This window comes from Mesorhizobium sp. ESP7-2 (assembly GCF_020164715.1).
Taxonomy (GTDB): Bacteria; Pseudomonadota; Alphaproteobacteria; order Rhizobiales; family Rhizobiaceae; genus Mesorhizobium.
Genome location: NZ_JAIUGQ010000002.1, coordinates 115,807 through 138,211, shown reverse-complemented (window position 1 = coordinate 138,211; position 22,405 = coordinate 115,807). Strand labels below are relative to the sequence as shown.

General features: G+C 63.0%; 19 protein-coding genes and 1 tRNA gene. 10 read left to right on the top strand and 10 right to left on the bottom strand.

Annotated elements, in window-relative coordinates; all coding sequences use genetic code 11:
* Window positions 1–17 precede the first annotated feature (17 nt).
* Window positions 18–926 carry an AraC family transcriptional regulator gene (locus LB543_RS03000; protein ID WP_181178607.1) on the bottom strand — a complete coding sequence of 303 codons (909 nt, stop codon included), beginning with the start codon at window positions 924–926 and terminating at the stop codon, window positions 18–20.
* Between the two features lie 213 nt (window positions 927–1,139).
* On the opposite strand from LB543_RS03000, the gene LB543_RS02995 reads away from it, so the two are divergent.
* The 6 genes from LB543_RS02995 (at window position 1,140) to LB543_RS02970 (ending at window position 10,223) form a co-directional block, all read left to right on the top strand.
* Entirely contained in the window at window positions 1,140–2,606 is a 1,467-nt protein-coding gene (locus tag LB543_RS02995) for an alpha-glucosidase/alpha-galactosidase (protein ID WP_224613000.1), read from the top strand.
* Between the two features lie 165 nt (window positions 2,607–2,771).
* The gene (locus LB543_RS02990) at window positions 2,772–4,853 is read left to right on the top strand and encodes an ABC transporter substrate-binding protein (protein WP_224612999.1); all 2,082 of its coding nucleotides are present in this window, start codon (window positions 2,772–2,774) and stop codon (window positions 4,851–4,853) included.
* 157 nt (window positions 4,854–5,010) lie between these two features.
* A complete protein-coding gene (locus tag LB543_RS02985) occupies window positions 5,011–6,018 on the top strand; it encodes an ABC transporter permease (RefSeq protein WP_140812931.1) in 1,008 nt (335 codons plus the stop codon).
* Entirely contained in the window at window positions 6,019–7,155 is a 1,137-nt protein-coding gene (locus LB543_RS02980; protein ID WP_224612998.1) for an ABC transporter permease, read from the top strand.
* Between the two features lie 10 nt (window positions 7,156–7,165).
* Window positions 7,166–8,833, top strand: a complete 1,668-nt coding sequence (locus LB543_RS02975; RefSeq protein WP_224612997.1) for an ABC transporter ATP-binding protein — start codon at window positions 7,166–7,168, stop codon at window positions 8,831–8,833.
* A gap of 19 nt (window positions 8,834–8,852) precedes the next feature.
* Window positions 8,853–10,223: an alpha-glucosidase/alpha-galactosidase gene (locus LB543_RS02970; RefSeq protein ID WP_140812928.1), complete on the top strand. Its 1,371-nt coding sequence runs from the start codon at window positions 8,853–8,855 to the stop codon at window positions 10,221–10,223.
* A gap of 15 nt (window positions 10,224–10,238) precedes the next feature.
* On the opposite strand, the gene yacG is transcribed toward LB543_RS02970, so the two are convergent.
* The 9 genes from yacG to LB543_RS02925 form a co-directional block, all read right to left on the bottom strand.
* Window positions 10,239–10,436 carry a DNA gyrase inhibitor YacG gene (gene yacG / locus LB543_RS02965; RefSeq protein ID WP_140812927.1) on the bottom strand — a complete coding sequence of 66 codons (198 nt, stop codon included), beginning with the start codon at window positions 10,434–10,436 and terminating at the stop codon, window positions 10,239–10,241.
* A complete protein-coding gene (locus LB543_RS02960; protein WP_140758914.1) occupies window positions 10,433–11,059 on the bottom strand; it encodes a Maf-like protein in 627 nt (208 codons plus the stop codon). The genes yacG and LB543_RS02960 overlap by 4 nt, the downstream gene beginning before the upstream one ends.
* An 18-nt stretch (window positions 11,060–11,077) precedes the next feature.
* A complete protein-coding gene (gene infA, locus LB543_RS02955) occupies window positions 11,078–11,296 on the bottom strand; it encodes a translation initiation factor IF-1 (RefSeq protein WP_006329283.1) in 219 nt (72 codons plus the stop codon).
* A gap of 197 nt (window positions 11,297–11,493) precedes the next feature.
* Entirely contained in the window at window positions 11,494–11,964 is a 471-nt protein-coding gene (locus tag LB543_RS02950) for a low molecular weight phosphatase family protein (protein ID WP_224613130.1), read from the bottom strand.
* Window positions 11,952–12,437 carry a UPF0262 family protein gene (locus tag LB543_RS02945; RefSeq protein WP_140812926.1) on the bottom strand — a complete coding sequence of 162 codons (486 nt, stop codon included), beginning with the start codon at window positions 12,435–12,437 and terminating at the stop codon, window positions 11,952–11,954. Before LB543_RS02945 ends, LB543_RS02950 begins: the two co-directional genes overlap by 13 nt.
* 6 nt (window positions 12,438–12,443) lie before the next feature.
* Window positions 12,444–13,736 carry a histidinol dehydrogenase gene (gene hisD / locus LB543_RS02940; RefSeq protein ID WP_224612996.1) on the bottom strand — a complete coding sequence of 431 codons (1,293 nt, stop codon included), beginning with the start codon at window positions 13,734–13,736 and terminating at the stop codon, window positions 12,444–12,446.
* 7 nt (window positions 13,737–13,743) lie between these two features.
* A complete protein-coding gene (locus LB543_RS02935) occupies window positions 13,744–14,175 on the bottom strand; it encodes a DUF2948 family protein (RefSeq protein WP_224612995.1) in 432 nt (143 codons plus the stop codon).
* 304 nt (window positions 14,176–14,479) lie between these two features.
* Window positions 14,480–15,772, bottom strand: coding sequence for a UDP-N-acetylglucosamine 1-carboxyvinyltransferase (murA, locus tag LB543_RS02930; RefSeq protein ID WP_224612994.1), 1,293 nt, complete (start codon window positions 15,770–15,772; stop codon window positions 14,480–14,482).
* A 129-nt stretch (window positions 15,773–15,901) separates the two neighbouring features.
* On the bottom strand, window positions 15,902–16,078 hold the full coding sequence (locus LB543_RS02925) for a hypothetical protein (protein ID WP_224612993.1): 177 nt from the start codon (window positions 16,076–16,078) through the stop codon (window positions 15,902–15,904).
* A 161-nt stretch (window positions 16,079–16,239) separates the two neighbouring features.
* On the opposite strand from LB543_RS02925, the gene LB543_RS02920 reads away from it, so the two are divergent.
* The 4 genes from LB543_RS02920 (at window position 16,240) to LB543_RS02905 (ending at window position 22,358) form a co-directional block, all read left to right on the top strand.
* Window positions 16,240–16,314 (top strand) — tRNA-Thr (locus LB543_RS02920).
* A gap of 1,470 nt (window positions 16,315–17,784) precedes the next feature.
* The gene (locus LB543_RS02915) at window positions 17,785–19,356 is read left to right on the top strand and encodes a DUF882 domain-containing protein (RefSeq protein WP_224612992.1); all 1,572 of its coding nucleotides are present in this window, start codon (window positions 17,785–17,787) and stop codon (window positions 19,354–19,356) included.
* 131 nt (window positions 19,357–19,487) lie between these two features.
* On the top strand, window positions 19,488–20,876 hold the full coding sequence (locus LB543_RS02910; RefSeq protein WP_224612991.1) for a multicopper oxidase family protein: 1,389 nt from the start codon (window positions 19,488–19,490) through the stop codon (window positions 20,874–20,876).
* A 168-nt stretch (window positions 20,877–21,044) separates the two neighbouring features.
* Complete coding sequence (locus LB543_RS02905) at window positions 21,045–22,358, top strand: NAD(P)H-dependent oxidoreductase (RefSeq protein ID WP_224612990.1); 1,314 nt, start codon at window positions 21,045–21,047, stop codon at window positions 22,356–22,358.
* Window positions 22,359–22,405 lie beyond the last annotated feature (47 nt).

The window sequence follows — 22,405 nt, the reverse complement described above, 5'->3', positions numbered from 1 at the left end:
CAAGGTCCCAAGCGGCGTCAGGCTTCGTCGTCCGACAGCCTGACGCCGCGCCTGGCCGGCATTTGCAGGCTGGCATACATGCCGGTCGTGCGGAACTGGCTGGGCGTCGTGCCGTAAAGCCGGCGGAAGACCTTCGAAAAATAATTCGCGTCCTCGAAACCGCACAGGATGGCCACTTCCTTTACCGGCAGGAAGTCCGCCTTGGTCAGCAGTTTCGCCGCCCGTTGCAGCCGCTGCTGCAGCACGAACTCGGCGGGCGGCAGGCCCTCGCTCTCGGCGAAGCAGCGCGAGAAATGGGCCCGGCTGAGCCCGCTGATCTGGACGAGGTCCGCCACCGGCAGGGCTTTGTCGAGATTGGCGTTGATGTGATCGATGACCGGCTGCATGGCGCTCTGTTTTTCGGCAAAGGCGTGCGAGCCGAACACATCGTCATAGAGCGCCATCGCCGCCTCGTAGGCGATGGCCGAAGCAGCGCCTGGCGAAGCGGCCCCCTGGATGAGGCGAAGGCTGCAATCGGCGAGATGATCGATCGTCGCCGGCTGCAGCCGAAAGACCGGTCCCGACACGTCGAGGATCGATTTGTGGATGCGCAACGCCTCCTCGCCGTTCATCGAGATCCAGAAATATTCCCAGCGGTCGCCCTTCGCCAGCCAGTAGCGGTGGTTGTGCGGCACCAGCACCAGCAGCGTGTCGTTCGTCTGCAGGCGGTAATCCCGGCTCTCGTAGCGCAGCCGGCCGGTACCGCTGATCGTATGCTGCAGCACGGTGAACGGTGTCTGGCCGCGCTTTCGCCCGTCCCAGTCATAGGTCACGTCCTCGCGCACTTCATAGCCCGTGCTCGTCGGCATGGCATGCAGGCGCTGGCGGCCGCGCGGCAGCGAGACCGTGCGCATCGACTGTCCGTTGGCGATCAAATCCCGCAGCACAAAATTACCCCTGAAAGCATAATCCTTCTCTGGCCGCGCCCGCGAATATGCGCATAATCCCGCCTCGAAGAACGCGAATAACCCGCGATCGAGGAGCGGGCGGGAGGAGAGAAAGCCGGATTCCGGCTTGAATGGCTTGCACGCCAAGGCGTGTGGCCGTTTTCCTCCCTTGCTGCTCCTTGCCTAGCATTCGATTGGATCGAGGTGAAGGTGATGAGTTTCAAAATCGCTATTATCGGCGCAGGCAGCGTTGGTTTCACCAAGAAGCTGTTCACCGACATTCTCTGCGTGCCGGAATTCAAGGACATCGAATTCGCGCTGACTGACGTCAGCGAGCACAATCTTGGGATGATCAAGGCGATCCTCGACAGGATCGTCGAGGCGAACGGATTGCCGACCAGGGTGACCGCGACGACCGACCGCCGCAAGGCGATCGAGGGCGCGCGCTATATCATCAGCTGCGTGCGGGTTGGCGGCCTCGAAGCCTATGCCGACGATATCCGCATTCCCTTGAAATATGGCATCGACCAGTGCGTCGGCGACACCATCTGCGCCGGTGGCATCCTCTACGGCCAGCGCAACATTCCAGTGATCCTCGATTTCTGCCGGGACATTCGCGAGGTAGCGGAGACGAATGCGAAATTCCTCAACTACGCCAACCCGATGGCGATGAACACCTGGGCGGCGATCGAATACGGCAAGGTCGACACGGTCGGTCTCTGCCACGGAGTCCAGCATGGCGCCGAACAGATTGCCGAGGTGCTGGGCGCGAAATCGCCGCGGGAACTCGATTATGTCTGTTCCGGGATCAACCACCAGACCTGGTTCATCGAGCTGCGGCTGAACGGCCGTGAAATCGGCAAGGACGAACTGGTCGCCGCCTTCGAGGCGCACCCGGTCTATTCCCGGCAGGAAAAGCTTCGCATCGACGTGCTCAAGCGTTTCGGCGTCTATTCGACCGAAAGCAACGGGCATCTCTCCGAATATCTGCCCTGGTACCGCAAGCGTCCCGACGAGATCACGCGCTGGATCGACATGTCGGACTGGATCCATGGCGAGACGGGCGGTTACCTCCGTTATTCCACTGAGACCCGCAACTGGTTCGAGACCGAATACCCGCAATTCCTCGAAGCGGCGTCGAAGCCGATCGATGCGTCAAAGCGCTCCAACGAGCATGCCAGCCACATATTGGAGGCGCTGGAAACCAACCGCGTCTATCGTGGCCACTTCAACGTCAAGAACGACGGCGTGATCACCAATCTGCCACGCGACGCCATTATCGAGTCACCCGGTTTCGTCGACCGCTTCGGCATCAACATGGCCGCCGGCATCACGCTGCCGGAAGCCTGTGCCGCCACCTGCATGGCCTCGATCAACGTCCAGCGCATGTCGGTCCATGCCGCGATCTCAGGCGACATCGATCTTCTGAAGCTCGCCGTGCTGCACGACCCGCTGGTCGGCGCCGTCTCGACGCCGGAGGAGGTTTGGCAGATGGTCGACGAAATGGTCGTCGCCCAGGCACAGTGGTTGCCGCAATATGCCCATGCGGTTCCGCCGGCCAAGGAGCGGTTGTCGAAATCAGCGGTCAAGACCCGCGAATGGGCGGGTGCCGCGCGGCGGAACGTGCGCTCGATCGAGGAATTGCGCGCCGAAAAAGCCGCACTGAAACAGGCTGGCTGAAAAACCGGGCGCGGCGGCGGACCCACGGGAGGCAGGTCCATCGCAGTCAGTCGTCCGGGAGCAGTTCCAGGAAAAGTGTGAAGCGGTTTTCCATCCGCAATTGCGTCGAGGCATAAACAAGACAAGACGAGCAGCAGCAGACGTCTGAACACGAGGGAGGAGACAATGAGGAACCTACGCAGCATTGGCATTGCCGCAGGACTGGCGCTGAGCGTCTCCGTTCCGGCGCTCAACGCTTTCGCTTCCGAACCGACCGTCCCGCCGGTGCCGGCGACGTTTCCGGCCGAGGGCAAGATCAAGTACGTGGCGCGCGACTCCATCCTGGAGTTCAAGGCGCTGCCCGAGTATCACGAGCCCGACTGGGTCACGGAAAAATACGTCAAGGCAGGCAAGCTGCCGCCGGTGAAAGATCGGCTGCCGAAGGAGCCGCTGGTCTTCAAGACCGGCAACATGCCGGACGGCATCGGCGTGTACGGCGATACGATGCGCCATGTCATCGGGGGCCGGCCGGAAGGCTGGAACTACGGCGCCGGCCAGACCCAAGGCTGGGGCGGCATCGACATCGGCCTTTCCGAATGCCTGACGCGCACCGCGCCGCTGTTCCAGGTCGAGGCGAAGGACACCGAGCCGCTGCCCAACCTCGCCAAAAGCTGGGATTGGTCAACCGATGGCCACAAGCTGACCATGCATCTCGTCGAAGGTGCCAAATGGTCCGACGGCGTGCCATTCAACGCCGACGATGTCATGTTCTACTGGGACGACGAGGTCATGGATCCCAACGTCTCGCCGCTCAATGGCGCCACCCAGGAAACCTTCGGCGTCGGCACGACGCTCAAGAAGATCGACGACTACACCGTCGAGTGGACCTTCAAGGATGCCTTCCCGAAACAGCACCTCTACGCAATGGCCTATGGCACCTTCTGCCCCGGTCCCTCGCACATCTTGAAGCCGCAGCACCCGAAATATTCGAAGAACACCTACGACCAGTTCAAGAACGCCTTCCCGCCGGAATATATGAACATGCCGGTCATGGGCGCCTGGGTGCCGGTCGAATATCGGGCCGACGACATCATCGTCATGCGCCGCAATCCGTACTATTGGAAGGTGGACGAGAAGGGCAACCAACTGCCCTATCTCAACGAGCTGCATTACAAGCTGTCGACCTGGGCCGACCGCGACGTTCAGGCTGTCGCCGGTGCAGGCGACTTCTCCAATCTTGAGCAGCCGGAAAATTTCGTTGCCTCTCTGAAGCGCGCGGCGGAGCCGAATGCGCCGGCACGTCTGGCCTTCGGCCCGCGGCTGATCGGCTACAATCTGCGCCTGAACTTTTCCGCCAATGGCTGGGGCAACCCGGACGAGCGCGGCCAGGCGATCCGCGAACTGAACCGCAACGAGGATTTCCGCAAGGCCGTCACCATGGCGCTTGACCGCAAGGCGCTGGGCGATTCCCTCGTCAAGGGGCCGTTCACCGCGATCTATCCGGGCGGCCTCTCCTCGGGCACCAGCTTCTATGACCGCAAATCCACCGTCTACTATCCTTTCGACCTCAAGGGCGCCAAGGCCGAACTCGCCAAGGCCGGCCTGAAGGACACCGACGGCGATGGTTTCGTCAACTTCCCGGCCGGTACCGCCGGCGGCAAGAATGTCGAGATCGTGATGCTGGTCAACAACGACTACACGACCGACAAGAGCCTCGCCGAAGGCGTGGTCGCGCAGATGGAGAAGCTTGGCCTCCGGATCGTGCTCAACGGGCTTAACGGCACCCAGCGCGATGCAACGCAATACTCAGGCCGCTTCGACTGGCTGATCCGGCGCAATGAGCAGGAGCTGACCTCCGTGGTGCAGAACACCGTGCAGCTCGCTCCAGTCGGCCCCAAGACCAGCTGGGATCACCGCGCGCCGGAAAGTGGCGAGGTCGATCTGATGCCTTTCGAGAAGGATCTCGTCGACATCGTCAACAAGTTCGTCTCGTCGGCGGATAACGACCAGCGCGCCAGTCTGATGCGGGACTTCCAGAAGATCTCGACCGAACACGTGTACAATATCGGCCTGACGGAATATCCCGGCGCGCTGATCATCAACAAGCGCTTCTCGAACATTCCGCAGGGCACGCCGATCTTCATGTTCAACTGGGCCGAGGATTCGATCATCCGCGAACGGGTCTTCGTCGCGGCCGACAAGCAGGCCAAATACGAACTGTTCCCCGAAGAGCTTCCCGGCAAGCCCGGAGACAAGGGGCCGATGTAAGTTTAAGGGCCCCGATGTAAGTTTAAGGGCCCCGATGTAAGTTTACCTCCCCTGACTGAGAGAGACCCGGCCGCGCCGCGGGCGCGGCCGGGACAAACCAACCCTCCGAACGCCCCTCCAAGGGAGCGACCCGGCGAGATGAGGAAGCGGACCGTCCATGCTGCGATTCCTGCTCACGCGCATAGCGTCGGCAATACCGGTTCTCGCTATTCTGAGCCTGGTCACCTTTGCCATCATCCAGGCGCCGCCGGGCGACTATGCCGATTACATCCGCTCGCAGCTCATCAACCAGGGCGGAGCCTCTTTCGCCGAGGCCGACGCGCAAGCCCAGGCCTATCGCGTCGAACACGGCCTCGATAAGCCGCTGCCCGTCCAGTACCTCAACTGGGTCGGCGGCATCGTCACCCGCGGCGATTTCGGCTACAGCCTCTATTACAACAAGCCGGTGGCCGACGTCGTCGGCGAGCGCCTGCCGCGCACGCTGCTTCTGGCTTTGGTCTGCCATCTGCTCGCCTCGGTGCTGGGCATCACTTTCGGCATCTGGGCGGCGACCCGGCAATACACCTGGATCGACTCGACCCTGTCGGCGATTTCGTTCCTCGGCATGACGGTGCCGCGCTTCCTGATGGCGCTGATCATCGTCTATCTCCTGGTCTTCCAGTTCAACGTGTCGGAGATCGGCTCGTTCTTCTCGCCGCAGTATGGCGGTGCGCCATGGTCGTGGGCCAAATTCGTCGACCTGGTCAAGCATGTCTGGCCGGTGGTGGCCATCGCCACCTTCGGCGGCCTCGCCTACAATATGCGCGTCATGCGCGGCAATCTGCTCGACACGCTCAACGCGCAATATGTCGAGACGGCGAGAGCCAAGGGACTGACCGGCGGAGCCGTCGTCATGCGCCACGCGGTGCCCAACGCACTGCATCCGCTGGTCATGTATCAGGGCGTGGTGCTGCCCTATATGCTGACCGGCGAGATCGAGACGGCCATCATCTTCGCGCTGCCGACCGTCGGTCCGGCGATCGTCGGCTCGATGGCGGTCGGCGACGTCTATGTCACCGCCACCTTCATGATGGTGCTGTCGGCGACGCTGATCGTCGGCAACATCATCGCCGACATGCTGCTCGTCCTGCTCGATCCGCGCGTGCGCCAGTTCGGGGAGGGCTAGATGCTGGCACGGGACCCTTCACCACCGCCACTGCCGGCCGAGCGAGCCACGGTGGCGCCCACACGCGGCAATGAGAGCTACATGGCGCTGGTCTGGCGCCGGCTGAAGCGCTCCTGGACCGGTATGGCCGGGCTTTGGCTGGTGGTGCTGCTCCTGGTCATGGCCGTGTTCGCCGAATTCCTGGCGCCGATGGACCCGAAGGCGACCGATGTCGGCTTCGCTCCGCCGCAAGTGCCGTCCTTCCATGACAAGGACGGCAATTTCGTCGCGCGGCCGAGGGTCTACGCGCTGGCCGATTCGGCCGACCTCGATCCGGTCACCTTCCAGCCCATCGTCGGCCCCGACTACGACCATCCGAGGCTGCTCGGCTTCTTCGTCGAGGGCGCACCCTACAAGCTCTTCGGGCTGATACCGGCGAACCGGCATTTCTTCGCCTCGACGGACGGCCAGCCGGTGCATTTCCTCGGCACCGACAAGTTCGGCCGCGACGTGCTGTCGCGCGCCATCCACGGCTCGCGCGTCTCGCTGATGATCGCGCTGACGGTCGTCTTCATCGTCACCGTCATCGGCACCACCGTCGGCATGGTCTCCGGCTATTTCGGCGGCCGGTTCGATGTCTGGATGCAGCGCTTCGTCGAACTGGTGCTCGCCTTCCCGCAACTGCCGCTCTATCTGGCGCTGACGACGCTGATCCCGGTCACCGCGCCGACCGATGTGTTCCTCGCCTTCGTCATCATCGTCATGTCGGCGCTCGGCTGGGCGCAGATGTCGCGCGAGGTGCGCGGCAAGACGCTGGCGCTGGCGCGCATCGAGTATGTGCGCGCCGCCATGGCTGTCGGGGCCACTGACCGACGCATCATTCTGCAGCACATCTTCCCCAATGTGATGAGCCACGTGATCGTCGCCGTGACGCTTGCGATCCCGACGGTGGTGCTGCTCGAATCCTTCCTCGGGTTCCTCGGTTTTGCCGTCAAGCCGCCGCTGATCTCCTGGGGCCTGATGCTGCAGGACACCGCGACCTATTCGGTCATCGGCACCTATCCCTGGATCCTGTCGCCGGTCGGTTTCGTGCTCGTCACCGTCTTTGCCTTCAACGCGCTGGGCGACGGCCTGCGCGATGCCGTCGATCCGTATTGAGGGGACCGGGATGACCGTCGTACTCGCCGAGCCCTTCGCACCAGCCTTCCGCCTTGACCATGATGGGCGCCAGGGAGAGCCCGTCATCGATGCCCGCAACATCGAGGTCGCCTTCAAGGTCGAGCACGGCGTCGTCGAGGCGGTCAAGGACATCTCGTTCCAGCTCTATCGCGGCGAGACGATCGCGATCGTCGGCGAATCCGGTTCCGGCAAGTCGGTGACGGCGCGCACCGTCATGGGGTTGCTGTCGCGCCGCGCCACCGTGTCGCCGAAATCGAGCATCTGTTACGACGGTCAGGACATCCTGAAATTCCCCGAAAGCGCCCGGCGCAAGCTGCGCGGCAACCGCATCTCGATGATTTTCCAGGAGCCGATGAGCTCGCTCAATCCTATCTACACCGTCGGCAGCCAGATCGTCGAGGCGATCCGGGTGCATCGCAAGGTGAGCCGCAAGCAAGCCTGGGCACGGGCGCTCGAACTGCTGCGGCATGTGCAGATTCCCGAACCCGAGGCGCGGCTCAAACAATATCCGCACCAGCTCTCGGGCGGGCAGCGGCAGCGCGTGATGATCGCCATGGCGCTCGCCAACGATCCCGACGTGCTGATCGCCGATGAGCCGACGACCGCGCTTGATGTCACTGTCCAGGCACAGATCCTCAACCTGATCCGCAATCTGCAGAAAGAGCTGCGGATGGCGGTGATCCTGATCACCCACGATCTCACCGTGGTGCGCAAGTTTTCCGACTATGTCTATGTGATGCAGCATGGCGAAATGTGCGAGCACAACGTCACCGAACGGCTCTTCGCCGCTCCGCGTCATCCCTACACGCAGCGGCTGCTTGCGTCCGAGCCACGCGGCCGACCGCAACCGCTGCCGGAGGGCTCAGGCACCATCCTCGAGGCGAATGGCGTGCGCGTCTGCTTCATGCTGCGCCACGGCACGTTCCTGAAGCCCGACTGGCGTGAACTGGTCGCCGTCAACGATCTCGACCTCAAGCTTTGCCGCCACGAGACGCTGGGCCTGGTCGGCGAATCCGGTTCCGGCAAGACCACCTTCGGCCAGGCGCTGCTGAGGTTGACCGACGCCAAACGCGGCGAGATCCGCTTCGATGGCCAGCCTATCCATGGCTTGTCGCGAGCGCAGATGCGGCCGCTGCGTTCGCGCATGCAGATCGTTTTCCAGGATCCGTTCTCCTCGCTCAACCCGCGCATGACGATCGGCCAGATCATCGAGGAAGGGCTGATCGTCAACAGCATCGGCGCGACACGGCGCGAACGGGTCGAGCGGGTGCGCGAGGCGCTGGTCAGCGCCGGCATGCCGGGCGATATCCTGTCGCGGTTTCCGCATGAATTCTCCGGTGGTCAGCGCCAGCGCATCGCGATTGCGCGGGCCATCGCGCTCGAACCCGAATTCATCCTGCTCGACGAGCCGACATCGGCGCTGGACCTCTCCGTCCAGGCGCAGATCATCGATCTGCTGCGCAAGCTGCAGGATGAGCGCGGCCTGAGCTACCTCTTCATTTCGCACGACCTCAAGGTGGTGCGCGCGCTGTGCCACCGCGTCATCGTCATGCAGCACGGCAAGATCGTTGAGCAGGGACCCGTCGACGAGGTCCTCACCAATCCCAAGACTGCCTACACCGAACGGCTCGTCAGGGCCGCTTTCGACGTGGCCTGAACACATGCCGGAGGTTACATTGGCAAGACATCCCAGGATCACTTTCATCGGTGCCGGTTCGACGGTGTTCATGAAGAACATCGTCGGCGACGTGCTGCAGCGCCCGGCGCTTTCGGGCGCCACGATCGCGCTGATGGACATCAATCCGCAGCGGCTGGAAGAAAGCGCCGTCGTCGTCAACAAGCTGATCGCCACACTCGGCGTCAAGGCGAAGGCCGAAACCTACACGGACCAGCGCAAGGCGCTGGCGGGCGCCGATTTCGTCGTCGTCGCCTTCCAGATCGGCGGCTATGAGCCCTGTACCGTTACGGATTTCGAGGTGCCGAAGAGATACGGCCTGCGCCAGACGATCGCCGATACGCTCGGCGTCGGCGGCATCATGCGCGGCCTGAGGACCGTGCCGCATCTTTGGAAGATCTGCGAGGACATGCTTGCCGTGTGTCCGCAGGCGATCATGCTGCAATACGTCAACCCGATGGCGATCAACACCTGGGCGATATCGGAGAAATACCCCGAGATCAGGCAGGTCGGGCTGTGCCACTCGGTGCAAGGCACGGCGATGGAACTGGCGCACGATCTCGACCTTCCCTACGACGAGATTCGTTACCGCTCGGCCGGCATCAATCACATGGCCTTCTACCTGAAGTTCGAACATCGCCAGCCGGACGGATCCTACCGCGACCTCTATCCCGATCTTGTGCGCGCCTATCGCGAAGGCCGCGCGCCGAAGCCCGGCTGGAACCCCCGCTGCCCCAACAAGGTGCGCTACGAGATGCTGACCCGGCTGGGTTATTTCGTCACCGAAAGCTCGGAACATTTTGCCGAATACACGCCCTATTTCATCAAGGACGGCCGCCCCGATCTGATCGAGAAATACGGCATTCCGCTCGATGAGTACCCCAAGCGCTGCATCGAGCAGATCGAGCGCTGGAAAGACCAGGCGCAGGCCTATAACTCGGCCCAGCGCATCGAGGTCGAGGAGTCCAAGGAATATGCCTCATCGATCATGAATTCGGTCTGGACCGGCGAGCCGTCGGTGATCTACGGCAATGTCCGCAACAATGGATGCATCACCTCGCTGCCCCGCGATTGTGCCGCCGAAGTGCCGTGCCTCGTCGATGCTTCCGGCATCCAGCCGACCTATATCGGCGACCTGCCGCCGCAGCTTACGGCGCTGATCCGCACCAACATCAATGTGCAGGAACTGACGGTGCGGGCGCTGATGAGCGAAAACCGCGAACACATCTACCACGCGGCGATGATGGACCCGCACACTGCGGCCGAACTCGACCTCGACCAGATCTGGTCACTGGTCGATGATCTCCTGGCCGCTCACGGCGACTGGCTGCCAGCCTGGACGCGTGGAAATCGCAAGAACCAGGCCGCCTGACCGGCGGCCCTGGCTTCATTTCGGCTCGTCAGAGTCCGGTTCTTCCTCGTCGTCGCGCGCCGAGATGACATAGGCGCCCTTTAGCCAGCGGTTGAGGTCGATGTCCTTGCAGCGCGTCGAGCAGAACGGATAGGTCTCGCGCGCTGACGGCTTGCCGCATTCGGGGCAAGGGCGCTTGGGCCGCAACGGCGTCACTTTGTCGTCGAGGCTCATGGCCGCGCGGACAGCCAGTTTTGATGGGCCTTGAAACCTTCGCCCGAGAGCAGCGCCGCCGTCTCATAGAGCGGCAGGCCGACGATGTTGGTGTAGGAGCCGACGAGCTTGACGACGAAGGAGCCGGCGAGACCCTGGACGGCATAGCCGCCGGCCTTGCCGCGCCATTCGCCCGAGGCGACATAGGCGTCGATCTCCTCGCGCGGCAGCCGCTTGAAACGCACCCGCGTCTCGACCAGCCGCTGGCGCATTTTGCCCCCTGGCGTGATCAGGCAGATGCCGGAATAGACCCGGTGCGAACGGCCGGACAGCAGCCCGAGGCAGTTGGCGGCGTCATCCAGCGTTTCGGCCTTGGGCAGGATGCGCCGCCCGACGGCGACCACCGTATCGGCGGCCAGCACGAAGCTCGGCGCATAGTCCGTCTCGGTCTTCAGCGACGCGAACGCCTTCTCGGCCTTTTCCTTCGACAGGCGTTTGGCCAGCGAACGCGGATGCTCGGCACGCAGCGGCGTTTCGTCGATATCGGCTGGCAGGATGCGGTCCGGCTCGATGCCGGCCTGCTGCAAGAGTTCGATGCGGCGCGGCGAACCCGAGGCAAGCACCAGCTTTTGCGAAATGCTCATCGCGCTCGGGTCTTGATCTTACTTGAAACGGTAGGTGATGCGGCCCTTGGTCAGGTCGTATGGCGTCATCTCGACCAGAACCTTGTCGCCGGTCAGCACGCGGATGCGGTTCTTGCGCATGCGGCCGGCCGTATGGGCGATGATCTCGTGTTCGTTTTCGAGCTTCACCCTGAACATCGCGTTGGGCAACAATTCCGTGACGATACCCGGAAACTCGAGGACTTCTTCCTTCGGCATTCGATACCTTTGCTTGGATGACAGTTCCGGCGCCTAGAGCATGATGCCGAAAAGTGTGAAGCGGATTTCCGACGACATCATGCTCTACTTCTTTGACCTAGAGTCGGATGATTTCAGGTCGGACAGACCTGAAATCATCCGACTCTAGCCGGAATTTCGGCGGAACCTATATGATAATCGTGCGCTTGTGAACACGCTTAATCCGTCGCGTTTTTTGCTTCGGGAAGCAAAAAACGTCGGCTTATGCGCAACTTCAGCCGCTCGCGCACGTCGCGATAGCTGGCCATGATCTGTTCGCGCGTGCCGCCGGCACCGGTCGGGTCCGGCGTCGGCCAGTATTCCACCTCGACGGCAAGCGAGCGGGTGAGTTCGAGCGCGGCATGGTGCGCCTCCGGCGCCAGTGTCACGATCAGGTCGAAATAGTCGTCCTCGAGATCGTCCAGCTTCCCTGGATGGCGTTCGCCCAGCGTCAGGCCGTCCTCGGCAAGCACGGCGTCGACGAACGGGTCGCGCTCGCCGGCGCGCACGCCGGCCGAGGCGACGAAAATTGTGGCGGGCAGCACCCGGCGCGCCAGCTGCTCGGCCATCGGCGAGCGCACGGCATTCATGCCGCACAGGAACAGGACCGAGTGGGGCAGGGCGCCGGGGACCAGGATCAGCCCCGCCAGTGCAGCACGCAGACCAGCGTGAACAGGCGTCGCGCCGTGTCGAAGTCGATGTCGATCTTGCCGGAGAGCCGATCCATCAGTGTCTGCGAGCCCTCATTGTGCAGGCCACGGCGGCCCATGTCGATCGCCTCGATGTGGCTCGGCGTCGAGGAGCGGATGGCGTCGTAATAGCTCTCGCAGATCATGTAGTAATCCTTGACGATGCGCCTGAGCGGCGTCAGCGACAGGATGTGGGTGACGACGGCGGCGCCGTCCTCGCGCGCCACGGCAAAGACCAGGCGGGACTCGGCCAGCGACAGCTTCAGCCGGTAAGGACCTGTGCCGCTGTCATTGACAGGCTTAAAACTGTTCTCCTCGATCAGGTCGAAGATCGCCACCGCCCGCTCATGCTCGACATCGGGCGTCGAACGGCCGATCGATTCATCGAGTTCGACATCGATCAGTTTTGCGCGGGTTTGATGGTGGCCCGTCATGCCGGCCTACATGTTCAGCCGTATGGCGACGGAGCGACCATGCGCGTCGAGCCCTTCCGCCTGCGCGAGTGCGATCGCCGCCGGTGCCAGCATGCGCAACTGCTCCGGCCCGAGCTTCAGGACCGAGGTGCGCTTGACGAAGTCGAGCACTGACAGGCCCGACGAGAAGCGCGCCGAGCGCGCGGTCGGGAGCACGTGGTTGGAGCCGCCGACATAGTCGCCGATGACCTCGGGCGTGTGGCGGCCGAGAAAAACCGCGCCCGCGTTGCGCATCTTTGCGAGGAAGCCCTCGGCATCGTCGATGGCCAACTCGACATGTTCGGCTGCGATACGGTCGACCAGCGGCAGCGACGCCTCGATCGTATCGACCTCGATTACCGCGCCGAAATCGCGCCAGCTCGCCGCCGCCGTCTCGCCCCGCGACAGGCTTTGCAACTGGCGTTCGACCGCCTGTTCGACCGCTTTGCCGAAAGCCGGGTCGTCGGTGATCAGGATCGACTGCGACGACACGTCATGCTCGGCCTGGGCAAGCAGGTCCGCCGCGATCCACTCCGGATCATTGCCGCCGTCGGCCACCACAAGCACTTCCGACGGCCCGGCGATCATGTCGATGCCGACAGTGCCGAATACCCGCCGCTTGGCCGCGGCGACATAGGCATTGCCGGGGCCGACGATCTTGGCCACCGGCTTGATCGTCTGCGTACCATAGGCAAGTGCCGCGATCGCCTGCGCGCCGCCGACGCGGTAGATTTCGGAAACGCCTGATATATCCGCCGCCACCAGCACCAGCGGGTTGACGACGCCGTGCGGTGCCGGCACGACCATGACGATGCGCTCGACGCCGGCTACCTTGGCTGGCACGGCGTTCATCAGCACCGAACTTGGATAGCTTGCCGTGCCGCCCGGCACATAGAGCCCGACCGCCTCGATAGCGGTCCAGCGCGAGCCGAGCTCGACGCCGGCGGCATCGGTGTAGCGTTCGTCCTGCGGCTTTTGCCGCTGGTGATGGGACCGGATGCGGTCACGTGCGAATTTCAGCGCCTCGACCGTGGCCGGATCGGCCTCGGCATAGGCGCCGGCGATGTCTTTCGCGGAGACGGCAATGCCGAGCTCGGCGAGGTCGCCTCCGCCGAATTTCTGCGTGTAGTCGATCAGTGCCGCGTCGCCCTCGGCACGCACGCGCGCGATGATGTCGCGCACCACGGCGTCGACATCGGCCGATACCTCGCGCTTGGTCAGGAGGAACGCGGCGAAACGCTGCTCGAAATCGGCGTCGGACTGGCGGAGCGTGATGGCCATCGTATGTTCAAGCCCTGTGTATGGGACGCGACGTGGCTTCCCACGCGCCGCCGATATCGGCAAGGCGGGCCTCGATGCATTCGACATCGAGCATGATCGTGCCGCCGCCCGAAAAGATCAGTTCGACGATGCCGGCGGGCTTGCTGATCTCGATGAAGCTGATCGCCAGCAGGGAGAGGATTTCGGCCGGCTTGTCGCGGGCGATGCCGTTGGTCTTGGCGCCCAGCACCCGGTCGAAATGCAGCACGGCCTGCCGTCGTTCATTGTGCTGGCGAAACAGGCCGGATTTGGCCTCCCACACGAAACGGTTCGTGGTCAGCACGAACCGTTTGGCCTTGGGCAGGAATTCGAGGTCCGAGACCTTCATCACGGCGTCCTGGAGATGAGCCGAGACGATGCTCAGATCCTGGTCGTCGAGCGCAATGAGTTTCAAGGCCATGCGGATTTCACACCTGAAGGTTGGCAATCAGCCTTTCTGTTAGGCGGTCTTTCGGATCGGTGCAACCGCGACAGGGGTCCTGCTAATGCATGTCGCCTGGAAGTGTCCTCGGTTCCGGGATAACGACATGCATAAAATCAGAAGCTTACGGCAGGTCGGGCGAATCCTATTCGCCGCGACATGCTGTGGGGGCATTTGCCTCAGGTTTTGCGCACCCCTCATCGGCCGCTGCCAAGCACTTCTACCCGTATAGCGAGGGGAGAAGGGCGCTTCGCAGATGATTTCGCCAAGCGACCGCGGATCGCTAATCCGAAATACGCTCGATCACCGCGCCGCAATTGGAAAGCTTTTCCTCCAGCCGCTCGAAGCCGCGGTCGAGATGGTAGACGCGGTTGACCGTGGTCTCGCCCTCGGCCGCCAGGCCAGCGATGACCAGCGAGACGGAAGCGCGAAGATCGGTCGCCATGACTGGCGCGCCCTTCAGTTTCGCCACGCCGTCGACGATCGCCGTCTGGCCCGAAAGCGTGATGTGGGCGCCGAGCCGGGCCAGTTCCTGGACGTGCATGAAGCGGTTTTCGAAGATCGTCTCGGTGATGCGCGACTTGCCCTTGGCCATGGTCATCAAGCCCATGAACTGCGCCTGCAGGTCGGTCGGGAAGGCCGGGAAGGGCGCGGTCGTCACGTCGACCGGCGAAATGCCGGCGCCATTGCGCTTCACGCGAATGCCGGAATTGGTCTGCGTGATCTCCGCGCCGGTCTGCGAAATCACGTCGAGCGCCGTCTGCAGCAACTCCGGCCTCGCGCCTTCGAGCACGACGTCACCGCCGGTCATCGCCACAGCCATGGCATAGGTGCCGGTCTCGATGCGATCGGGGATGACGCGCACGCGCGCCCCCGACAGCGCTTCGACGCCGTCGATGGTGATGGTCGGCGTGCCGGCGCCGGAAATCCTGGCGCCCATCGCGTTGAGGCATTCGGCGAGATTGACGATCTCGGGCTCGCAGGCGGCGTTTTCGAGCACCGTCTCGCCCTTGGCGAGCGATGCCGCCATCATCAGCACATGGGTGGCGCCGACCGAGACCTTGGGGAAGACGTAACGGTTGCCGACAAGGCGGCCATTCCGCGTCTTGGCGATGACATAGCCGGTGTCGACATCGATATCGGCACCCAGCGCCTGCAGGCCTTCGAGGAACAGGTCGACCGGGCGCGTGCCGATGGCGCAGCCGCCGGGCAGCGAGACCTTGGCCTCGCCCATCCGGGCCAGCAGCGGCCCGATCACCCAGAACGAGGCGCGCATCTTGGACACCAGCTCGTAAGGAGCGGTGGTGTCGACGATGTTGCGGGCGGAAAAGTTGATGGTGCGCGAATAGCCCTCGTTCTGCTTCTCGCGGCGGCCGTTGACCGAATAGTCGACGCCGTGATTGCCGAGGATGCGGATCAACTGCTCGACATCGGCCAGATGCGGCACGTTTTCGAGCGTCAGCGTGTCGTCGGTCAGAAGCGAGGCGATCATCAGCGGCAGGGCGGCATTTTTCGCACCCGAGATCGGAATGCTTCCGGCAAGCTTGTTGCCGCCGACAATTCTGATGCGATCCATTGGAGAACGTCCCTCTCGGCCAGAAAAGGCCGGTTCAATCGTTTAAGTATCGGCCCGTCTAGACCATTGGCCAATCTGGTTCAAGAAATAGGATTTCGCCCACCCCGGTCCAAGAGTGACCGATTTGAGTTAATCTTTCTGCATTTCCTTTGAAGCAGTGAGCCCGTCGGGTCGCTGGTCGGCCTCACCTGTGCGGCGCGAGCGCGACTGCGCCTTGCGCTTCTGCAGATTGGCGCGCAATTGCTCGGCGAGCCGGTTCTTGCGGATTATTTCGCTGCTCTTCGGTGGATTTGTCTTGTCGCTCATCGTCCCGCCCCGGCTGGCGACCAGCCAACCCGCCATTCAGGGATAGCCAACATTGTGGCGCCGCCATGTCATGGAAAGCTATCCGGCAAAGGCTTTCACAGAAGCGTTGTTCTTGGCCTTGCGCTTACCGGTTCGATATGGCAGAAGCCCCGCCATCGGCGGCTGCGGTAGCTCAGTGGTAGAGCACTCCCTTGGTAAGGGAGAGGTCGAGAGTTCAATCCTCTCTCGCAGCACCAGTCTATCTTGTTGAAATCCCTCAACCATTTGACACGCAAGGCGTTGCGCCCATTATTCCGTTACAAAAGTCGTAACAAGAGGGCATGAATCTCGCGGCCGGACGCAATCGATATCTGCTTTTTCGGGACGGCCGCTATTAATAGCAGGATCGTCGATCAGATTGCGACGAGCCCCGTGATAGCTGCAGCGCTGATGGCGACCGGTTCGTCGGGGCATGGAGCCCGGGAGATCAACGCGCAATGTAACGTGCCGAGTTGACCTGCTGTGCGGAGATGTCAGCGGAGCCAGACATATTGACCCAATGCAAGGCACATCGGCTTTGCAGAACGCCCGTTCTCGAACACGCTCGTGACACACTTCGCCACCGGCCTATGTTCCACCTTTTACCGGTTCCTTCGTTCGTATTGATGTGTTCCCATTATATTAGCTGGACCATATATTTCTAAATCAGCCGGCGTGCCGCCCGCTCCTCAAAGCCCCGCCGGTTAGGCCCAGCGGCCTGACGCTGCCAGTCCCCCTAGCACCCATGCCGCTGGGCCGACCGTTCATGCCCGCTGATCTGATGTCTGCGGATGGCTGGTGAAACGCTATCTTGCGGTCAAGGCCCCAGCGTCGCGGCGCGGCTGGCAAAACAGCACTTTGACGATCCCGGCATCCAGCCGCTTCGACACGCCGGCTTGCCTCAACAAGGGCCCAAGCCGGTCAGGCCGACGGTCAGTCGAACACACCTCGACAGCCTGTCGGGCAGCAGCCGCTGTCAATGGCACGGCTGATATGGGTAGAACTCGCCGGGCGGAGACCCCGCCATCTGGCCCGGCGAGCCTACAACCTGATCGGATTATGCGACCAGGGCCGGGATCAACCGGCAATCTGTCATGTGCAAGAACGATACCAGCACCTTAGTGCTGAAATGGGACAGGAGAGGACCTTCGTTCAAAATGGCGCTGCTCGAAAGCCGGCTTCCAGTCGCGATTGCGTTCCCCGCTGCTGTCCCTCGAACGAGAAGGCGCCGGCGCCGCGTGTCAGCACGATAAGCAACAGCGAAGACCACAGCAGGTGCTCGGCCCAGTTCTCAGCGAAATTCTATTCGTCAGGCATAGCTAATCTGTACCTATGCTAACGCAAGCTGTGCCAGAGGCAAAGGCGGGCAAATCTGCTACGAGGCTGACCTACTTCAACGTTAGCGGAGTCGTCTCGGTGTCAGCAACAGTCCGATAGCATCTGCCGTTGGCGCGTTCAGCCGGAAGACAACGTGGCTTCGCCCAAAGGCGGGCGTTCGGCAATCTCCAGCCGAAACGCGTTCCCCGCATGACACGATTCGTTAACCAAGATGCTGTTCTTCGACATGACGTGTTGTGGGATGGCTGACTGTGCGCCTTGTCAAGCCGGCGCGAAGGAGAGTGCTGAAAAGAAGGCTCCGCATCCGGCGAGGACGTCGAATCGCCCGAAACAGGAACGATGTGCAAGGCATGAGTGTGATTGAAAGCCAACAGAGCGCGCCCGGCGGTTTCCGCTGGTGGACCCGGTTGCCGGCCTTCGTCGTCGCTTTCTTCTGCATGTGCATCACCGATGCGTTCGCCGAAACGCGCGCTCTGCGAATTCAGCATCTCCATACCGGCGAGAAGGCCGAGATCGTCTTCAAGCGCAACGGGCGCTACGATCAGACGGGGTTGAAGAAGATCAATTTCATGCTGCGCGACTGGCGCCGCAACGAGCCAACCAGGATGGATCCGCGCCTGCTCGACCTTGTCTGGCAGGCTTACCGCGCCAGCGGCTCGACAGCCTATATCCACGTGGTCAGCGCCTATCGCTCGCCGGCAACCAACGCGATGCTGCGCGGCCGCTCGAAAGGAGTGGCCCGGGAAAGCCAGCACATGGTCGGCCGCGCCATGGACTTCTTCCTGCCGGATGTGCCGCTGAAGAAGCTGCGCGACATCGGCCTCAAGATGCAGGGCGGCGGCGTCGGCTATTACCCGACCTCCGGTTCGCCCTTCATCCACATGGATGTCGGCAATGTGCGGCATTGGCCGGGCATCAGCCGCCAGGAACTGGCCAGGGTCTTCCCGGACGGCAATACGCTGCATGTGCCGAGCGACGGCAAGCCGCTGCCTGGCTACGAGCAGGCGTTTGCCGCCTACAAATCCCGCAAGGCCGCCGGCACGCCCAACATCGAACTTGCAAGCGCCGTCGGCGGCCAGCCCAAGCCGGCTCGCGGCCTGCTGGCGTCGCTGTTGGGTGGGCGCGGCGCGGACGAAGCGGATGATGCCGCGCAAGCCGTGCCTGCGCCACGCAAGCCGGCCAAGCCAGTTGAACTCAAACAGGCCGGACAGGGCATCGCCATCGTGGCGCCGGAGGCAGCCCGACGCACGGATATCCAGATCGCTTCCGTCGATCAGGCCGAGGAATCGCCGGCTGGACAGGGCGGCAAGACGCCTGAAGCGATCGTCATGGCGATGGCGCCCAGCGCAGTGCCGTTGCCGGCCTTCGCGCCGCGCGCCGGGTCTATGACGCAGGCCGAACTGCCGGCGGCAACCAACACCGAGATTCCCTTGAGCAAGGCCGGTGCCGCTCCCCCGATTGCTGGTCCGGACATAGTAGCGCTAAACATCCCGGTCCCGACATGGCGGCCGGAAGACCAGACGGGGCCGGCGCGTCGGCCGGACGCGGCCAAACCCGCCGATGCAATCGGTGCCTTGCTGGCCATGCGTCACGCCGACGATGGTCTCGATCCGCTGGCCGGCCAGCGGGTTGCACTCCCCGCATCGAAGCCCGAAGATCATGTCAGGACCAGCCCCAAGGCCGACCGTGTCCAGCGGCGTCTCGATCCCGAAGCCAGCGCCGTCATCGTGCCGCTCGAGACCGGTCGCCGCATCACCGGCGGAGCCGGGTCGAAAGCGGCAACCATCATTGCCGCCAATTTCATCCGCACGGCGCCGGAGCAGGTCTATCTCGATGGATTCCAGCCACGGCGACAGGCGTCCGATCACCGCCGCTTCACCGGCTCCGCGGTGAAATTCCTGCCCATCGCCAGCTTCAAATAAAGCTCGAAGGCATCCGTTCACTGGCACGCGAGAAGCGACGCCCTGACCGGTGTCGTTGGCAAACGGATGCCAGTCCGGCTATTGACGGTAAAAGATGCGAATGGCAGTCAGCTTTTCCGTTGGAGCGCAACATGATCACACGCCGCAGGCTTTTGAAAACCGCCGCCAGCGCCGGCGCGAGCGGGGTTGGGCTTGCCGCGATGAGCAGGCTTGGCGGCTGGGCCGCGGCCACGCCTGAGTCGGTGGTTCTGCAGACGGCGAAAATCCGGGCGAAGCTCATGGATGTCGGCCAGACCAGGGATGTGCTGACCTACGGCAACGCCGGAATGCCTCCGGTCGTCAGGATGAAAAAGGGTGAGCCCTTCGCCGCGCGCCTCGTCAACGCTATCGATGATCCGACGACCATCCACTGGCACGGCATTCGCCTGCCGAACAAGATGGATGGCGTGCCCTTCCTGGTGCAGCCCTATGTCTACACCGGCGACCATTTCGACTATGCCTTCACGCCGCCCGACGCCGGCACCTTCTGGTACCACCCGCATTGCAACACGCTGGCGCAGATGGGGCACGGCCTGACCGGCATGATCGTGGTCGAAAACCCGAACGATCCGAAATTCGACGCCGAATTTGTCCTCAATCTGCGCGACTGGCGCCTTGGCGACGACGCTCAGTTCATCGACCAGTTCCGGCCGCGCGATGCTGCCAGGACCGGCACTTACGGCACGGTGCGCACCGCGAACTGGCTCGACCAGCCGCAATATGACGCGCCGGCCGGCGGGCTGGTGCGGCTGCGCGTTGCAATCACCGATGTCACCCGAATCTACGCCTTTCGCGTCGACGGCGCCGAAGCTGATGTCATCGCGCTGGACGGCAACCCGGTGCCGCATCGTTTTGCACCCGATGCCCTATTGCTGGGGCCGGGGCAACGCATGGAACTCGTCATCCGCATGCCCGATGAAGAGGGCGCGATCGTCAGCCTGCGGGACGTCAGGGGCACCAAGCCCAAGGTGCTCGCGACGCTGCGCGCGACGGGCAACTCGCTCGAGCGGGATAGTCGCGATCTTGCACCGCTGGAGGCCAATCCGGTGGCCGAGGTCGATCTCACCGCCGCCCAGCATATTTCGCTGGCGCTGAGCGCCACGGCGGAGAACGTCCCGAGCGACAGCATCTGCGGCTCGCTCGGCTACAGTTTCTGGGCGATCAACAAAGTGCCATGGCCGGGCGATACGCCCGATCCAACCGCACCTTTGGCCGAACTGAAGCTCGGCAAGAGCTACATCATCGACATGGAGAACCTAACGCCGCAATCGCATCCGATGCATTTGCACGGCATGAGCTTCAAGGTGCTGTCGTCCTCGACGCGTCCGGTGCAGCCGCTGATTTCGGACACTTATCTCATCCAACCCAATGAAAAGGTGAGCCTGGGCTTCGTCGCCGACAATCCCGGCGACTGGCTACTGCACTGCCACATCATCGAGCACCAGAAATCAGGCATGACGAGCTACGTCAGGGTGGTCTGAAGCCGTCACGACAATGTCAATTGGCAACCCTTTGGGCCAATAATTTGCGGCGAACGCGCCTTTTGCCGACGATTCCGTTGGAAATCGCCGGTCGCGGGCGGTTTCGTTGGCACAGGGCCCCAGTCCCTGCTAATTCGGCCGAAATCAAGAAGCTGTGGACATTCCTGCATGACCAATGTCGCCTTGACGGGACTTGCCCGCGATCTCGCCAGACGCGCCGCCGAGGGCCGGCCCGTGCGCATCGGCGTCATCGGCTCCGGCGAAATGGGCACTGACCTCGTCACGCAAGGCATGCTGATGCCAGGCATTGCGGTCTGCGCCGTCTCGACCCGTCGTCCGCACACCGCGCGTGACGCCATCCGCATCGCCTATGGCGACGAGGCGATGGCGGTCGAAGCCGACACCGCGTCGAAAGTCACCGGTGCCATCGAGGACGGGAGGATCGCCATCACCTCCAATGAGATGCTGGTGACCAATCCACTGATCGACGTCGTCATCGATGCCACGGGAAAACCTGGCGTCGCCGCCGACTTCGATCTGATGGCGATGGAGCACGGCAAGCATCTGGTGATGATGAATGTCGAGGCCGACGTCACCATCGGGTGCTATCTCAAACAGCAGGCCGACCGGCTTGGCGTCGTCTATTCGGTCGGCGCCGGCGACGAGCCGTCGAGCTGCATGGAGCTGATCGAGTTCGCATCCGCACTCGGCCTGACCATCGTCTCGGCCGGCAAGGGCAAGAACAATCCGCTCAACCATGATGCCATGCCCGACGACTATCGCGACGAAGCGATCCGCCGCAACATGAACCCGCGCATGCTGGTCGAGTTCGTCGACGGCTCCAAGACCATGGTCGAGATGTGCGCCATCGCCAACGCCACCGGGCTGGTGCCCGACGTGCCGGGCATGCATGGTCCCAAGACCGACCGCGACGACCTCGTCAAGGTGCTGATCCCGCGCGAGGACGGTGGCCTCCTGCTGAAGAAGGGCGTCGTCGATTACACCATCGGCAAGGGTGTGGCGCCTGGTGTCTTCGTCATCGTCGAGGCGACGCATTCGCGCATCATCGAGCGCATGGACGACCTGCATATCGGCCACGGCCCTTATTACAGCCTGTTCCGGCCCTACCATCTGACGTCGCTGGAAGTGCCGCTGACAGCGGCCCGCATCGTGCTGTTCGGCAAGCCCGACATGGTGCCGCTGCCGCGGCCGGTTGCCGAGGTCTGCGCCGTCGCCAAGCGCGACCTCGCCGCCGGCGAGACCTTCGATGCGATCGGCGAAACCTGCTATCGCTCCTGGACCATGACCGTCGGCGAAGCCCGCGCCCAGCACGCCGTCCCGGTCGGCCTGCTCGAGGGCGGCAAGGTGCTGAAACAGGTCAGGAAAGGCGAGTTGCTGACCGCCGACAATGCGGCCCCCGACCAGACGACCAAGCTGTTCGCGCTGCGCTGGCTACAGGATGAGATGCTATACGGAAAATAGTGCGTCGTGGTGCAGTCATGACAAATGCACTATATTGTAGTGGCAAT

What these genes read in the sequence shown, in the direction of transcription:
- LB543_RS02960 (WP_140758914.1), bottom strand. Translation starts at nt 11,059, where the DNA reads ATGAGCATTTCGCAAAAGCTGGTGCTTGCCTCGGGTTCGCCGCGCCGC.
- LB543_RS02905 (WP_224612990.1), top strand. Translation starts at nt 21,045, where the DNA reads ATGACCAATGTCGCCTTGACGGGACTTGCCCGCGATCTCGCCAGACGC.
- LB543_RS02995 (WP_224613000.1), top strand. Translation starts at nt 1,140, where the DNA reads ATGAGTTTCAAAATCGCTATTATCGGCGCAGGCAGCGTTGGTTTCACC.
- murA (WP_224612994.1), bottom strand. Translation starts at nt 15,772, where the DNA reads ATGGATCGCATCAGAATTGTCGGCGGCAACAAGCTTGCCGGAAGCATT.
- LB543_RS02975 (WP_224612997.1), top strand. Translation starts at nt 7,166, where the DNA reads ATGACCGTCGTACTCGCCGAGCCCTTCGCACCAGCCTTCCGCCTTGAC.
- infA (WP_006329283.1), bottom strand. Translation starts at nt 11,296, where the DNA reads ATGCCGAAGGAAGAAGTCCTCGAGTTTCCGGGTATCGTCACGGAATTG.
- hisD (WP_224612996.1), bottom strand. Translation starts at nt 13,736, where the DNA reads ATGGCCATCACGCTCCGCCAGTCCGACGCCGATTTCGAGCAGCGTTTC.
- LB543_RS02910 (WP_224612991.1), top strand. Translation starts at nt 19,488, where the DNA reads ATGATCACACGCCGCAGGCTTTTGAAAACCGCCGCCAGCGCCGGCGCG.
- LB543_RS02985 (WP_140812931.1), top strand. Translation starts at nt 5,011, where the DNA reads ATGCTGCGATTCCTGCTCACGCGCATAGCGTCGGCAATACCGGTTCTC.
- LB543_RS02925 (WP_224612993.1), bottom strand. Translation starts at nt 16,078, where the DNA reads ATGAGCGACAAGACAAATCCACCGAAGAGCAGCGAAATAATCCGCAAG.
- yacG (WP_140812927.1), bottom strand. Translation starts at nt 10,436, where the DNA reads ATGAGCCTCGACGACAAAGTGACGCCGTTGCGGCCCAAGCGCCCTTGC.
- LB543_RS02980 (WP_224612998.1), top strand. Translation starts at nt 6,019, where the DNA reads ATGCTGGCACGGGACCCTTCACCACCGCCACTGCCGGCCGAGCGAGCC.
- LB543_RS02935 (WP_224612995.1), bottom strand. Translation starts at nt 14,175, where the DNA reads ATGGCCTTGAAACTCATTGCGCTCGACGACCAGGATCTGAGCATCGTC.
- LB543_RS02915 (WP_224612992.1), top strand. Translation starts at nt 17,785, where the DNA reads ATGAGTGTGATTGAAAGCCAACAGAGCGCGCCCGGCGGTTTCCGCTGG.
- LB543_RS02990 (WP_224612999.1), top strand. Translation starts at nt 2,772, where the DNA reads ATGAGGAACCTACGCAGCATTGGCATTGCCGCAGGACTGGCGCTGAGC.
- LB543_RS02945 (WP_140812926.1), bottom strand. Translation starts at nt 12,437, where the DNA reads ATGACGGGCCACCATCAAACCCGCGCAAAACTGATCGATGTCGAACTC.